This window comes from Streptomyces sp. NRRL S-378 (genome assembly GCF_000720645.1).
Taxonomy (GTDB): Bacteria; Actinomycetota; Actinomycetes; order Streptomycetales; family Streptomycetaceae; genus Streptomyces.
Genome location: NZ_JOBX01000001.1, coordinates 66,871 through 79,542, shown reverse-complemented (window position 1 = coordinate 79,542; position 12,672 = coordinate 66,871). Strand labels below are relative to the sequence as shown.

Below are 12,672 nucleotides of genomic sequence, written 5' to 3'. Positions count from 1 at the left end.
AAGGGGGCTGGGGTGTCCATCGCCGAACTGCAGGTCTACTCGGTCGAGGAGGCCGACGTCACGGGTGGCGTGTGCGTGGTGCGCTGCATCGGCGGGACGGCCCGCGCCGGGCAGGTCTACGCCGTCGGCGAGTCGCGGATGGGCCTGCGCCGCATCGAGCGGTACGGACGGGCCGTCGGCTCCTTCGACGCGGGACACGTCGCGAAGGTCCACTTCACGGGCGCCATGGTCGCGCTGCTCTCCCGCGGGCAGGTGCTGACGTCGGTGCCGCGCGACGGGCACTCGCTGGAGGATCTGGAGGCCTGGCTGGCCACCACCCCGCCGCTGAACGACGAACCCCACCCGCGGACCCTGCGGGTCCTGGCCGGAGTGCGGATGCGCGACGAGCGACTGCCGGACGAGGTCCGGCTGCGCTGGGGCCGGGTCGCCCTGGCGGCCACCCACCGCTGCGCGGCGGCCGAAGCCATGCCGGAACTGGTCAGTGCGCCCGAAGTGGCCTGCGTACAGGGCTATCTGATCCAGCAGTTCGGCCCGGACCGCGGCGGTGACCCGGCGGCCCTGTGCCGGGGGCTGCTCGCGCTGATCGACCTGGCCCCGGCCCAGGCGGCGGCGCAGGGCCGCGTCTGGCGCGACCTCCCGCACCACCGCATCCGGCACCTGCGCCGCATCAAGTCCCTGATCCCCTGGCTGACGGCCGTCCGCCCCCACCTCGCGGACGACGACCCGCTGTCGACCTCCGTCGACGCCTGGACCCGGGTCAGACCCCTGCTGCCGTAGGCGCCCGGGCCGGGGGCGCCAGAAGGAATCCCTCTGGGCCGTCCGGGGGCGGCTCAGTCCTGGCGGGCGGCGTTGCCGAGGACCTTGGTCGGGGTGATGCGGACGATCACGCGGACGTTCTCGGGCGGGGCGTCCTGGTACTCCTTGCCGGCGCCCGGGCCCATGTACTCCTCGGCGATCCGGACGGCCACCGCCCGGTCGACGTCCTCGCTGACGGTGGCGGTGCCGCGGATCTCGGCGTAGAGGAAGGGGTTGGCCAGGTCGAAGACGGTCAGGCCGACCCGGCCGTCGCGGACGATGTTGCGCTCCTTGCGGCGGCCCTGTTCGGTGGAGATCAGCAGATCGTCCCCGTCGCGGGTCACCCAGATCACCGAACTCTGCGGGCTGCCGTCGGGGTTGATGGTCGACAGGACGGCGGGGTGCGGCGCGTCGAGCAGGCCCCGCACGGTTTCGTTCAGCTCAACAGTCATGGAAACGAGGCTAGTTCCGGGGAGGTGTGGGACGCGGGCGGATTTCGGCCCGGCCGCCGACTACCCGAGGTCGGTCCCGAGGCCGGTCATTTCCAGGGGATGTTGCGCCACGGGCTGGCCGGGTCGGTGGTCAGCGTGACGTGGGCGGCGAGGGCGCCCGTGTACCAGGTGCCGAACTCCTCCTCGTCGAAGTGAAGGCACCGGCCGAGCACGTACCCGGCGGAGAACTCCTCCCACGAGCGGTACGTGCCGCGGGCCGCCTCCCCCGCGCGCAGCACGGCCTTCTCCGCCTCGTGCAGGGTGCCGTAGCGGCAGCCGATGCCCCAGCGGGCCATCTGGGAGGCGCGGCCGAGGTCCCAGGCCTCGACCGAGCGGACCCAGCCGTCCTCGGGGAGCAGCCCGTCGGCCCGGAAGCGCTGTTCGTAGCGGGCTATCCGGCCGATGAGGCGTTTGACGCCGGCTATCTCCCCCTCGACCTCGGCGGTCGGGCGCGGCTGGGCGACGGTGACCCCGTCGGGGGTGAGCTGCGGCTCGGCGGCCCGTTCGGCGTTGCGGCGCATGCTCGCCTCGGCGGCGTGCCGCCAGTGCTCGACGTCCACGGGTCCCGCGAAGTCGGAGGCGAGGACGCGGCGGACGCGGAGCGCGAACTCCCAGACGGGGCTGACGACCGTGGTGTTCAGGAGCTCTTCGAGCGTGGCGAGCCAGTCGGCCCGGTCGGTGATGCCCCAGCTCTTCGCGACCCGGCGGCGCTCGTGCTGGTAGCCGCTGCCGTGGTAGGCGAGCGCGTTCCAGAACTCCCCGTTCGTGACGGCGAGATGCCCCCCGACGGCGAGGCCGTGGGCGATGTCCCCGTGCAGGGGCCCGCCGGTGAAGAGGGCGTGGACCTTGCCGTCGGGCAGGCCGTAGCAGGGCGCGGCGTCCGCGTGCGCGCGCCAGCGGGCCAGGTCGGCGGGGGTGGTGGTGAGGTAGGCCTCGGCCGGGGATCCCGGGTTCACGGCGAGGAAGGCGGGATCGTCGGCGGTCCACACCGTGGAGAACCAGCCCAGGCTGCGTGACTCGAAGACCGTCTCGGGGGTGGGCGCGGGCAGCATGCCGGCGGTGCGGACGACGAGCATGCGGTCCGCGGTGGGGTGGAAGAAGACCGACTCGGGGTGGGCGTCGGACTGCACCCGGGGCTGCACCAGGTAGAGCTGGGCGCGGGCGAGCACATCGAAGTACGCGGTCCAGTCGCCGGCGTTCTTGGCCTCGTACAGCTCTCTCTCGATGACGCTCGGCGCGATCCAGGTGCCCATACGGGGACCTTATACGGCCCTCTCCGCGGGGAGACCGGCCCGTTCCGGCTCCTCACGGGTACCGTCGTTCCCGGCAGGCCGGGTGGGAAGTCGGGCAAGGGGACGGGGACATGGGACGGTTCGGCACCGGGGGATCCGACGGCCCCGCCGTCACCGTGTACTGGCGGCCCGGATGCGTCTTCTGCATCAAGCTCCGCACGCAGCTGCGGCTGGCGCGGATCCCCTGCCGGAAGGTCGACATCTGGCGGGACCCGGAGGCTGCCGCCTTCGTCCGCGGGGTCGCCGACGGGAACGAAACCGTCCCGACGGTGGTCGTCACCGGCCACCCGCCGATGGTGAACCCCTCCCTGGCCCGGATCAGAGAGGCACTCGCCGACGGCTGACCCGCCCACCGGGCGCGGTCCCGGCCACGGCGTGGGGCGGCCCGGGGTGGGGTCGGGTGGGGGTGGTGGCACGCTCCCCTCGTGCCACCGCGCGACCGTGCGGACCCCCTTGACGGCCTCCGGTGGCGGAGGGACGCTCCCCGGATCTCGGATCCGAACGGTTGCAGCTGGGGGGCCGCCATGCCGCAGGAGTCTGTCCAATCGGTGGGGGAGTTGCGTGCGCAGCTGATCGCGCGGGGGGCGCGCTGGTCGGTGCTGGAGCACCTGGCCGACGAGGAGCCGGTACCGCGGCCCTCGCTCGGTCTGGAGCCCGGGGCGAACCTGACGCCCGCCGGGGCCGTGGGCCCGGTCGACCTGCCGGGCCTCATCGGGCACGTCAGCGGCAACCCGCACCTGAACCGGCGCCGGGCCGCCCACGGCCTGCTGCCCGGCGGGCCGCGGACGGCGGTCGCAGGGGCCCGGCCTGCCGCCGTGGACTGGCGCAACCGCTGGGGCTGGCCGTGGATCACCAAGGTGAAGGACCAGAACCCGTGCGGTTCCTGCTGGGCCTTCGGCGCCGCCGGCCTGGTGGAGTCCATGGCCCGCATCGAGCACGACGTGTGGGCGGAGCGCTCCGAGGGGGACGTCCACGACGGTCTGCGCTTCAGCTGCGGCCAGGGCAGCAACCCGGAGACCGCCCTCGACTGGATCACGGCGAACGGTGGTCTCGCCGACCCGGACTGCTGGCCGTACAGCACCCCGCCGGCCGGGCTGCCGGCCGCCCGCCGCGACGCCTGGCGCGCCGAGTACACGCCCAGCTGGGACCGTTCCGGCCGGACCGTCCGGGTCACCGACTACGTCCGCCTCGGCGACGTCGAGCAGCAGAAGGTGTGGCTGGACACGGTCGGCCCGCTGACGGCCTGCTTCGACGTCTACGACGACTTCTTCGGCCTCGGCTCCGGCGTCTACCACCGTACGAGCGACCGCCTCGCGGGCGGCCACTGCGTCCTGGTCGTCGGCTACGACGACGCGGCGGGCTGCTGGCTGTTCAAGAACTCCTGGGGCACCGGCTACCACGTGGGCGGCTACGGCCGGATCGCCTACGGCGAGGTCAACATCGACTACTGGGCCAAGTGCGGACTGCACGGCACCAACCCCGACCCGTGGACCAAGCGCCGCCTGCACACCGGCAACGTCTACGAGAGCGGCAACGGCCGGGCCCACCGCAACTTCGAGCTCCTCGCCACCACCACGGGCGCCCGCCTCCAGCACTGGTGGCGCGAGGGCGACGCGCCCTTCGCGTGGGCCCGCGCGGGCACCTTCGCGAACGACGCCTCCGGCCAGCCGGCCTTCACCGGGACCACCTACAACCGCAACATGGAGTCCCTGCACGTGACCACGGGCGGCCGGCTGCGCCACTGGTACTACGAGCAGTCCGCCGGAGTGTGGCGCGACGGCGGTGCCTTCGGGCCGGGGGACGCCGCGGTCGGATCCACCCCGGCGTTCATCCAGAGCGACTACGGCAAGCCCGGCAACTTCGAGGTGGTGGTCCGCACCGCCGACGGGCGCCTGAACCACTGGTGGCGGATCAACGGCGCCCCCTGGACCTGGAACGACGGCGGCCGCTTCGCCTCCGGCATCGCCCACTACGGCCCCGCGCTCGTCCAGACCCGCGCGCGCCACCTCGACCTCGTCGCCGCCCGTACCGACGGCCGCATGCAGCTGTGGTGGCGCGACGACCCGAACGGCTTCGTCTGGCGCGCCGGGGAGGTCTTCGGCAGCGGTACGCCCGCCACCTCCGCGCCCTGCCTGATCGAGGGGCAGTACGGGGCCGCCGACGAGGACACCGCCGGGAACTACGAGCTGTGCGTGGCGGTCGCCGGAGGGCAGGTGGAGCACTGGTGGCGCGGCAACGCGGGAGGCTCCCCGTGGCGTCGCAGCGCGGTCTTCGGCCACGACGTCGCCGCGGTCACCGGGATGCTCCAGGGCAGCTTCGGGTTCAACCTGGAAGTCGTCGTCCTGCGCACCGACCGCCGCCTCCAGCACTACTGGCGCGACGGCGCGGGCTGGCACGAAGGGCCGGTGATCGGCCCCGTCTGAGAGGACCGGCGGCCGTGGAGGTACGCAGGGTCGTGCTGAGACCCGGTGAGGTGTACGTGTTGCGGCTCACCGGGCGGGGCGCGCGCGGGTACGTGTGGACCTGGCAGGTCACGGGGGACGCGGACGTGGTGTCGGTGGCGCCGGGGCCGGCCGCCCCGGGCGCCGCCCCGCCGGGGGCCGCGGTGGAGACGGGCTACGTCGTCAGGGCCCGGCCCCGGGGCGGGGGCCGGGCCAGGATCCGCTTCGCGCAGGTGCGGCCGCCCTACCCGGACGAGGCGCCGTACGACGAGTTCGTGCTGGAGGTCGAGGTCACGCCGGACAGGGGGGTCACGCCGGACAGCGGGGTCACGCCGGGGAGCGGCGGCGCGGGCTGAGGGCCTTGTGCTGCAGGGCCTCCAAGGGGCCGCGGTCGAAGCGGCGCAGCCACAGCCAGGACCCGGCGGCCAGGACCAGGCTCACGCCCGCCCACAGGCCCATCACCCACCAGGGGCCGCTTCCGCCGAGCCGGTCGGCGAGGCCCAGCCCGATCCCGTAGCAGAGCAGCATGCACAGCAGGTTCTGGGCGACGTAGCAGGACAGCGCGGTGCGGCCGACGGAGCCGAGGGCGCGCGTCGCGGTCGCCGGGATCCACAGCCGGTCCAGGGCGGTGCCGATCAGGCCGATGTAGCCCAGGGCGAGCAGCGGCGCGGCGCCGTAGCGGCCCAGGACGAAGAAGTCGTCGCCGCCGAGCGTGGCCGCGGCGTTCAGCGGCAGCCCGAGGCCCAGGCCCCAGGCGGCCAGCCGGGTGCGGATGCGGCGGCCTTCGGCGGTGTCGGTGAAGGCGCCGGAGCGGTGGAGCCGTACGCCGAGGAGGAAGAGGAAGACCAGCAGTCCGAAGGAGAAGACGGGCTCGATGCGCAGGGCGACGGCGTTCTCCAGGCGGAAGGCGACCTGGGCCGCGTAACCGCCCTGGGCGTACAGCTCGACGGCGGCCGGTTCGGGCCCGTCCGGCCCGGAGTCCGCCGTGCTAACCGCTGCCAGGGTCACCAGGGCGACCAGCGCCAGGTGCACTCCGGCGGCCGTCCACAGGGCCACGCAGCGCACCTTCTCCGACCGGGCCAGCAGCCAGGCCACGAGCAGGGCGGTCACCGCGTACCCCATCAGCACGTCCCAGGCGAAGACGAGGACGAAGTGGACGGTGCCCTCGACGAAGAGGAAGGCGGCGCGCTTCGGGTAGCGGCCGGGCCACCGTTCGCCGCGGCGGGCTGCGGAGTCGTACTGGATGGCCAGGCCGACCCCGAAGAGCACCGTGAGCAGGGCGAGGAACTTGCCGTCGGCGAGGAAGCGGAAGAGGGTTTCGGCGATGTTCGCCGCGGAGGGGTCCGCGATGGGATCGGGCGACCCCAGACCGCCCTGGAGCACGCTCCACTCCGAGCCGGGGGAGGCGAAGATCCAGACGTTGGTCATGAGGGTGCCGAGGATGGCGGCGCCGCGCAGGACGTCCAGGAGGGGGAGCCGGGTGGTCGTGCGGACCACCGGGGCGAGGGTGTCGGCCATGACTCCAGGCTCCCGGCGCGCCGGGCCGGGTACCTCGTGCGGGCGGACGAAGGCGCGGTACATCCTTCGGTGCAGGCGGGCGCGGGCGAGGTCGGAGAAGACCCGGGCGCGCCTCCTGCCACGGAACGACGACGTGGTGCGGCGGAAGTCCTGCCGCGGGGCGGCGGGAGCCCTGCCGCGGGGCGGCGTCCTGCCCCGGGGTGCCGCCGGTCCACATCCCGGACCGGACCCCGGCTTGCACCTCTGTTGTATCTATGCTGTGTGCATGCCCGCCGCCACCAGCACCGCGACCGCCGCCGACCGCGTCTACAGCCACGTCAAGCACGGGGTGCTCGACCGGCGCTACGAGGGCGGAACCCTCCTCACCGAGGGTGAACTCGCCGAAGCGGTAGGGGTGTCGCGGACGCCGGTCCGCGAGGCGCTGCTGCGCCTGGAGACCGAGGGGCTGCTGAAGCTGTACCCGAAGAAGGGCGCCCTGGTCCTGCCGGTCTCCGCGCAGGAGATCAACGACGTCCTCGAAACCAGGCTGCTGGTGGAGGAGTTCACCGTACGCAGGGCCGTACCGGCGCCACCCGGCCTGCTGGACCGGCTCGAAGAGCTGCTCGGCGAACAGCGCCGGCACGCCGCTGCGGGCGACCTCGCCGCGATGATGGCGGCGGACCGCGGCTTCCACGCCGAGATCGTGCGCAGCGCCGGGAACCAGATCCTGTGCCGACTCTACGACCAGCTCCGGGACCGGCAGCTGCGGATGGGCGTGGCCCTGCTGCACGCCCACCCCGACCGGCTGGAGCGGACCCTGGCCGAACACGCCGAGATCCTGGACGCGCTGCGGGCCGGGGACGCCGGGGCGGCCGCCGCGGCGGTCCGCGGGCACATCGGCCGGGTCGAGTCGCTGGTACGGGGGCCGGGCCTGTGACCGCCGGGCCGAAGGGCGCCGGGCCGGCGGGCGGCACCGCGGCGGCCACGGGGGCCGCGGGGGCCGCGGGGGCCCGGGGCGCCGGGCCGGAGGATCCGCCGGGCGGCGGGAAGGCCGTCGCCGTCTGGTGCATCGGCGTCGCCGTCTACTTCGTGGCGGTGATCTTCCGTACCAGCCTGGGCGTCGCCGGTCTCGAAGCGGCGGACCGCTTCCACGTGGGCGCCTCCGCCCTCGCCTCCTTCTCCCTGCTCCAGCTCCTCGTCTACGCGGGCATGCAGGTCCCCGTCGGCCTGATGGTGGACCGGCTCGGCACCAAGAAGGTGCTGACGCTGGGCGCGGTGCTCTTCACCACCGGTCAGCTCGGCTTCGCGCTGTCCCCCTCGTACGAGATGGCGCTCGCCGCCCGCGCGCTGCTGGGCTGCGGCGACGCGCTGACCTTCATCTCCGTGCTGCGGCTCGGCACCCGCTGGTTCCCGGCCCGGCGCGGGCCGCTGATGGCGCAGCTGGCCGGGCTCGTCGGCATGGCGGGCAACCTCGTCTCCACGCTCGTCCTCGCCCCCGTGCTGCACGGGGTCGGCTGGACCGCGGCCTTCGCCGGCAGCGCGGCGGCCGGGCTGGTGGTGCTGGTGCCGCTGGTGCTGTTCCTGCGCGACCACCCGGAGGGACACGAGCCGGCGCCGCGGGCGCGGACCGGGGGTGCGGGATTCGTGCGCCGCCAGATCAAGGAGTCCTGGAGCGAACCCGGCACCCGGCTCGGGCTGTGGGTGCACTTCACCACGCAGTTCCCCGCGATGGTGTTCCTGCTGCTGTGGGGGATGCCCTTCCTGATCGAGGCGCAGGGACTGACACGGAGCACCGCGGGCGGGCTGCTGACGCTGGTCGTCGCCTCGAACATGGCGCTCGGGCTGGTCTACGGCCAGATCATCGGCCGCCGCCAGGCCGCGCGGATACCGCTCGCCCTGGGGACGGTCGGTCTCACGGCGCTGCTGTGGGGTGCGGTCCTCGCGTACCCGGGCGGGCACGCCCCGATGTGGCTGCTGATCACCCTGTGCCTGGTGCTGGGCGGCTGCGGCCCCGCGTCGATGATCGGCTTCGATTTCGCCCGCCCGGCCAACCCTCCCGAACGCCAGGGCACCGCCTCCGGGATCACCAACATGGGCGGTTTCATCGCCTCCATGACCACCCTGCTGACGGTGGGACTCCTGCTGGACGCCACCGGCGACGACTACCGCATCGCCTTCTCGGCGGTCTTCGTGCTCGAAGCGCTCGGCGTCCACCGGATCCTCGGCCTGCGCCGACGCGCACTGGCCCGCGAGGCGGACCGCGGCCGCGCCACGGCCCCGGCCCGGTCGACCGCACCCGTCACCGCGCCGGTCACCGCGCCGGCGGCCCCGCGGGTACCCGGCCCGGGGACGGAACCGCAGCCCCGCCGCACGGCGCGTCCGCTGCCGGAATCAGCGGGGCGCGAGACGCCGTAGGCCGCGCCGCCCGTGCGCGGCCTGCACCCGCTCTTCCGCGACGGGCGGCCCGGGCCCGCGCACGGCGTCACGGGCGTCGCGGCGTCACACGGGTCACCGGGGCCGGGGTCGGGGTCACGGGGTCACGGAGAACTGCGTCAGGATCGCCTCCGCCAGCTGTGCGTCACCCTCCACCTTCACCCGGTCGGCGACCGTGTGCGCCCGTACCCGGCCCGCCGCGAGCCGGACGTACGTCTCCCAGTCCAGGGTCAGCGTCACCGCCGGGCCCAGCGACGGGGACTTGTCCACCGTGCCGCGGCCGTCCGCGTCCACCCGTACCGTCCGCATGAACTCCAGCTGACCGTGCACGTCGATCACCACCGCCGAGTTCGCCGGGGCTCCCGCGCGCTTGGCCACCACCTTCGGCAGCCCGGCCAGCAGGACGTCCCGCGCCACGTACGCGCCCGGCGAGTCCCAGTTCCCCGGGGCCCCCAGCGCCCACCGCAGGTCCTGCTCGTGGATCCACACGTCGAACGCCCGCAGCCGCAACGCGTGTTCCAGGGTCACCTGGTCGCCCAGCGGGCCGCGCACCATGGTGTCCGGATCCCGCTTCTCGTTGCGCAGCTGCCGCGCGCGGCGGATGACGGTGTACTCCAGCTCCGAGGTCATCTCCGGTGCGGTGTGGTGGCGTCGCACGTCGACCTGCACCTCCATGTACCGGCTGAACTCGTCCACCACGTGCCGCAGGTCACGGGCCACGGTATGGATCGGCCGGGGGTCCCCGAGCTGCTCGCACTCGATGCCGATGATGTGGGAGACGACGTCACGGACCGACCAGCCCGGGCACGGCGTCGCCCGGTTCCACTCGCCCTCCGTCAGGGGGAGGACCAGCTCGGATATCGCCTCGATCGAGTGCGTCCACGCGTCGGCATAGGGCTGAAGACTGGGATGCGGATGGACGGTCAACGGGACCCCTCGCGGTGCTGTTCAGTGGCGCGTTTCGGAAGCGGTGGACTCAGTTTCCAAAACTACGCTGCCTGTGAGCACCCCGGCAGTGCTTTCGTGTGACGATTCGTAGGCCCGAGTTGACGACCTGAACGCCAGGACGGTGGTAGTGTGCGCGCCTCGCTGATCCAAATCGCAGTGAACGAGGGCGAGTCGGTGTCTTCCCGACGCGCCCGCGTGGCCGATCTCGTACGGGAACAGGACGATTCCGATCTCGTCGTGCTGCCCGAGCTGTGGACGGTCGGCGCCTTCGCCTACGAGCAGTTCGAGACCGAGGCGGAGCCGCTGGACGGGCCGACCTACGAGGCCATGTCGAAGGCGGCGGCCGATGCCGGGGTCTGGCTGCACGCGGGCTCGGTCGTGGAGCGCGCGGGCGACGGCTCCCTCTACAACACCGCCCTCGTCCTGTCCCCGGCCGGCGAGCTGGCCGCCACCTACCGCAAGATCCACCGCTTCGGCTTCGACCAGGGCGAGGCGGTCCTCATGTCCGCCGGTGATTCGCTGACCACGGTGGAGCTGCCGGAGCAGACCCTCGGCATCGCCACCTGCTACGACCTGCGCTTCCCGGAGCTGTTCCGCGGCCTGGTCGACGCCGGGGCCACCACGATGATCGTCGCCGCCGGCTGGCCCGCGCGCCGCCGCGCGCACTGGACGCTGCTGAACCGGGCACGCGCCGTGGAGGACCAGTCGTACGTCCTGGCGTGCGGGCTGGCCGGCACCCACGCGGGCGTCGAACAGGCCGGGCACAGTCTGGTCGTGGACCCGTGGGGCGAGGTCCTGGCGGAGGCGGGTCCCGGCGAGGAGGTCCTCACGGTGGACCTGGACCCGGCCAGGGTCGCCGACACGCGCGCGCAGTTCCCGGCCCTCAAGGACCGCCGCCTGGGCCGCTGACGGTCAGCCGGTCAGGGCCCAGAGCCAGAGCGCGAGGGCGGTCGGAACCGGGCACGCCACCGCGCCGAGGAGCAGCATCCGCGTGGACGCGGCCAGGTCACGGACCCGGGGTGCACGGGCCAGGGCGGTGATCCCGGCGGCGCCCGCCGGGATCAGCAGGAGCGGCAGGACCAAGCCGGCGGCGGGCTCCCCGGCCGCGGCGGTCCAGAGCAGTCCGATGCACGCGAGGCCGCCGACCCAGGAGACCGAGAGGGCGGTGACCGCCCACAGCAGCCCGGCGAGCACGACGACGGCGGGCCGTTCCCTGCGGACGGGCCGCGCGGGCCGCCACGGACCGTACAGGGCCGCGTGGGTGCTGGGGTTCACCGTGGGTTCCTTCCGTCGTGCCGTGATGTCGTGTGCCGTGCCGTGCCGTGCCGTGGTGCCGAGGTCCGGTGGGGCCGGTCCCTGGGGACGTCCACGATCCTCGCCGCCGGCCCGCCGCGGCGGCATGAGCCCGGATGCTCATTTCCCCGCGGGCCCGGTACTCAGTCGCCCGGGGCGTCCTCCCGTTCCTTCTCGGCCATGCGGATCACGCACACCGCGACCGCGACCAGCAGTGCCGCGTCCGCGTCCTCCCGGACCACGTCCACCGCGTACGTCTCCCGCACCCGGTACCACTGCCGGGAGACCAGCGCGAGCAGCTCCCCGTCGTACTCGACCTTGAACTCCCGGTCCAGGATCCGCCCGCTCACGTCGAGCTCGGTGCCCTCGGCCAGCGTCACCCGGAAGTGGTTGCGCAGCAGCGAGAGGCGCTTCCTGCGGATCACCGCGAGCCGCCGCTCGTCCCGCTCCAGGGTCATCGCGTCGCGGAAGCCGAAGAGCTTCTCCCGCAGGGTGATCAGGATCCGGCCGTCCGGATCCTTCAGCTCCAGCGTGTCCCGGAAGCGCAGCGCCTTCCCGTCGACGAGGAAGGCGTGCCGCCCGTCCTCGTCCTCGATCCAGTAGTCGTCCCCGATGGCCAGCATTTTGTCCCGAACGAGGTATTTCATGCGCTCATCAGTGCCCGCGATAGGTTGCCCTCATGCCCCTGCTCTACGTGACCGACCTGGCGTACCCCGCACGCGGCCGCCGCTACTGCGACGAGGACATATTCCTCACCTCGCGCCTGCGCGAGCACTTCGGGCTGGCCCTGTGCCACCCCGCCGACGCACGCGCCCTGATGTCCGGCTTCGACGCCGTGATCGTGCGCAACAGCGGCCCGGTCCTTCACTACCAGGAGGAGTACGACGCCTTCCGCGCCGCCGCCCTGGCCGCCGGCGCGCCCGTCTACAACCCCCTCACCGGCCGCGCCGACATGGCCGGCAAGCAGTACCTGCTCGACCTGACGGCCGCCGGCTACCCGGTCATCCCGACCGTCGACGACCCGGCCCGGCTCGGGGAACTGCCGCAGGTGCCCGAGTACGTGGTCAAGCCGAAGCAGGGCGCCGACTCCATCGGCCTCACCTTCACCGCGACGCCCGACGGCCCGGCCGGGGCTGTGCTGATCCAGCCGCGCATCGACTTCGCGTACGAGGTGTCCTTCTACTTCGTCGACGACACCTTCCAGTACGCGCTCCACGCCCCGGACCCGGCCCGCCGCTGGGAGCTGCGCCCGTACGAGCCGACCGGCGAGGACCTGGCCTTCGCCCGCGCCTTCGTCGAGTGGAACACCCTCTCGCACGGCATCCAGCGGGTGGACGCCTGCCGGGCTCCCTCCGGCGAACTGCTCCTCGTCGAGCTGGAGGACCTCAACCCGTACCTGTCCCTCGACCTCGTCCCCGCGGGGGTCCAGGACGCCTTCGTCACCTCGCTCGCGGGATCCCTCCGCTCCTTCCTCGGCTGATG

General features: G+C 73.5%; 14 protein-coding genes. 8 read left to right on the top strand and 6 right to left on the bottom strand.

What is annotated here, in order from left to right; translation table 11 throughout:
- The first annotated feature begins 12 nt into the window (after nucleotides 1–12).
- Complete coding sequence (locus tag IH80_RS0100405) at nucleotides 13–777, top strand: hypothetical protein (RefSeq protein WP_030956663.1); 765 nt, start codon at nucleotides 13–15, stop codon at nucleotides 775–777.
- 53 nt (nucleotides 778–830) lie between these two features.
- Here IH80_RS0100405 and IH80_RS0100400 read toward each other — a convergent pair whose 3' ends face one another.
- Nucleotides 831–1,247, bottom strand: a complete 417-nt coding sequence (locus tag IH80_RS0100400; protein ID WP_030956662.1) for a PPOX class F420-dependent oxidoreductase — start codon at nucleotides 1,245–1,247, stop codon at nucleotides 831–833.
- Nucleotides 1,248–1,333: 86 nt separating this feature from the next.
- Complete coding sequence (locus IH80_RS0100395; RefSeq protein ID WP_030956661.1) at nucleotides 1,334–2,539, bottom strand: DUF1266 domain-containing protein; 1,206 nt, start codon at nucleotides 2,537–2,539, stop codon at nucleotides 1,334–1,336.
- Between the two features lie 110 nt (nucleotides 2,540–2,649).
- Here IH80_RS0100395 and IH80_RS0100390 point away from each other — a divergent pair, with 110 nt between their 5' ends.
- The 3 genes from IH80_RS0100390 to IH80_RS44495 all read left to right on the top strand — a co-directional run bounded on the left by IH80_RS0100390 (nucleotide 2,650) and on the right by IH80_RS44495 (nucleotide 5,375).
- Entirely contained in the window at nucleotides 2,650–2,922 is a 273-nt protein-coding gene (locus IH80_RS0100390; RefSeq protein ID WP_051808579.1) for a glutaredoxin domain-containing protein, read from the top strand.
- Nucleotides 2,923–3,126: 204 nt separating this feature from the next.
- Complete coding sequence (locus IH80_RS0100385) at nucleotides 3,127–5,001, top strand: C1 family peptidase (RefSeq protein WP_234432068.1); 1,875 nt, start codon at nucleotides 3,127–3,129, stop codon at nucleotides 4,999–5,001.
- A gap of 14 nt (nucleotides 5,002–5,015) precedes the next feature.
- Nucleotides 5,016–5,375, top strand: a complete 360-nt coding sequence (locus IH80_RS44495; RefSeq protein WP_030956656.1) for a hypothetical protein — start codon at nucleotides 5,016–5,018, stop codon at nucleotides 5,373–5,375.
- On the opposite strand, the gene IH80_RS0100375 is transcribed toward IH80_RS44495, so the two are convergent.
- The gene (locus IH80_RS0100375) at nucleotides 5,347–6,537 is read right to left on the bottom strand and encodes a DUF418 domain-containing protein (RefSeq protein WP_030956655.1); all 1,191 of its coding nucleotides are present in this window, start codon (nucleotides 6,535–6,537) and stop codon (nucleotides 5,347–5,349) included. The genes IH80_RS44495 and IH80_RS0100375 overlap by 29 nt on opposite strands.
- Before the next feature lie 265 nt (nucleotides 6,538–6,802).
- Between IH80_RS0100375 and IH80_RS0100370 the strand changes: the two genes are divergently transcribed.
- Together IH80_RS0100370 and IH80_RS0100365 are read left to right on the top strand one after the other, a co-directional pair.
- Complete coding sequence (locus IH80_RS0100370; protein ID WP_030956652.1) at nucleotides 6,803–7,453, top strand: GntR family transcriptional regulator; 651 nt, start codon at nucleotides 6,803–6,805, stop codon at nucleotides 7,451–7,453.
- A gap of 131 nt (nucleotides 7,454–7,584) precedes the next feature.
- Nucleotides 7,585–8,931, top strand: a complete 1,347-nt coding sequence (locus IH80_RS0100365; RefSeq protein ID WP_234432075.1) for an MFS transporter — start codon at nucleotides 7,585–7,587, stop codon at nucleotides 8,929–8,931.
- A 114-nt stretch (nucleotides 8,932–9,045) separates the two neighbouring features.
- On the opposite strand, the gene IH80_RS0100360 is transcribed toward IH80_RS0100365, so the two are convergent.
- Nucleotides 9,046–9,876: a maleylpyruvate isomerase family mycothiol-dependent enzyme gene (locus tag IH80_RS0100360; RefSeq protein WP_030956650.1), complete on the bottom strand. Its 831-nt coding sequence runs from the start codon at nucleotides 9,874–9,876 to the stop codon at nucleotides 9,046–9,048.
- Between the two features lie 150 nt (nucleotides 9,877–10,026).
- On the opposite strand from IH80_RS0100360, the gene IH80_RS0100355 reads away from it, so the two are divergent.
- Nucleotides 10,027–10,806, top strand: coding sequence for a carbon-nitrogen family hydrolase (locus IH80_RS0100355; RefSeq protein ID WP_030956649.1), 780 nt, complete (start codon nucleotides 10,027–10,029; stop codon nucleotides 10,804–10,806).
- 3 nt (nucleotides 10,807–10,809) lie between these two features.
- Here the strand turns inward: IH80_RS0100355 and IH80_RS0100350 are convergent, their stop codons facing one another.
- Together IH80_RS0100350 and IH80_RS0100345 are read right to left on the bottom strand one after the other, a co-directional pair.
- Entirely contained in the window at nucleotides 10,810–11,172 is a 363-nt protein-coding gene (locus IH80_RS0100350; protein WP_037878530.1) for a hypothetical protein, read from the bottom strand.
- A gap of 161 nt (nucleotides 11,173–11,333) precedes the next feature.
- Nucleotides 11,334–11,837 (bottom strand): LURP-one-related/scramblase family protein, encoded by a 504-nt coding sequence (locus tag IH80_RS0100345; protein ID WP_030956647.1) that lies wholly within the window; start codon nucleotides 11,835–11,837, stop codon nucleotides 11,334–11,336.
- 32 nt (nucleotides 11,838–11,869) lie between these two features.
- Between IH80_RS0100345 and IH80_RS0100340 the strand changes: the two genes are divergently transcribed.
- Complete coding sequence (locus tag IH80_RS0100340; protein ID WP_030956646.1) at nucleotides 11,870–12,670, top strand: hypothetical protein; 801 nt, start codon at nucleotides 11,870–11,872, stop codon at nucleotides 12,668–12,670.
- Nucleotides 12,671–12,672 lie beyond the last annotated feature (2 nt).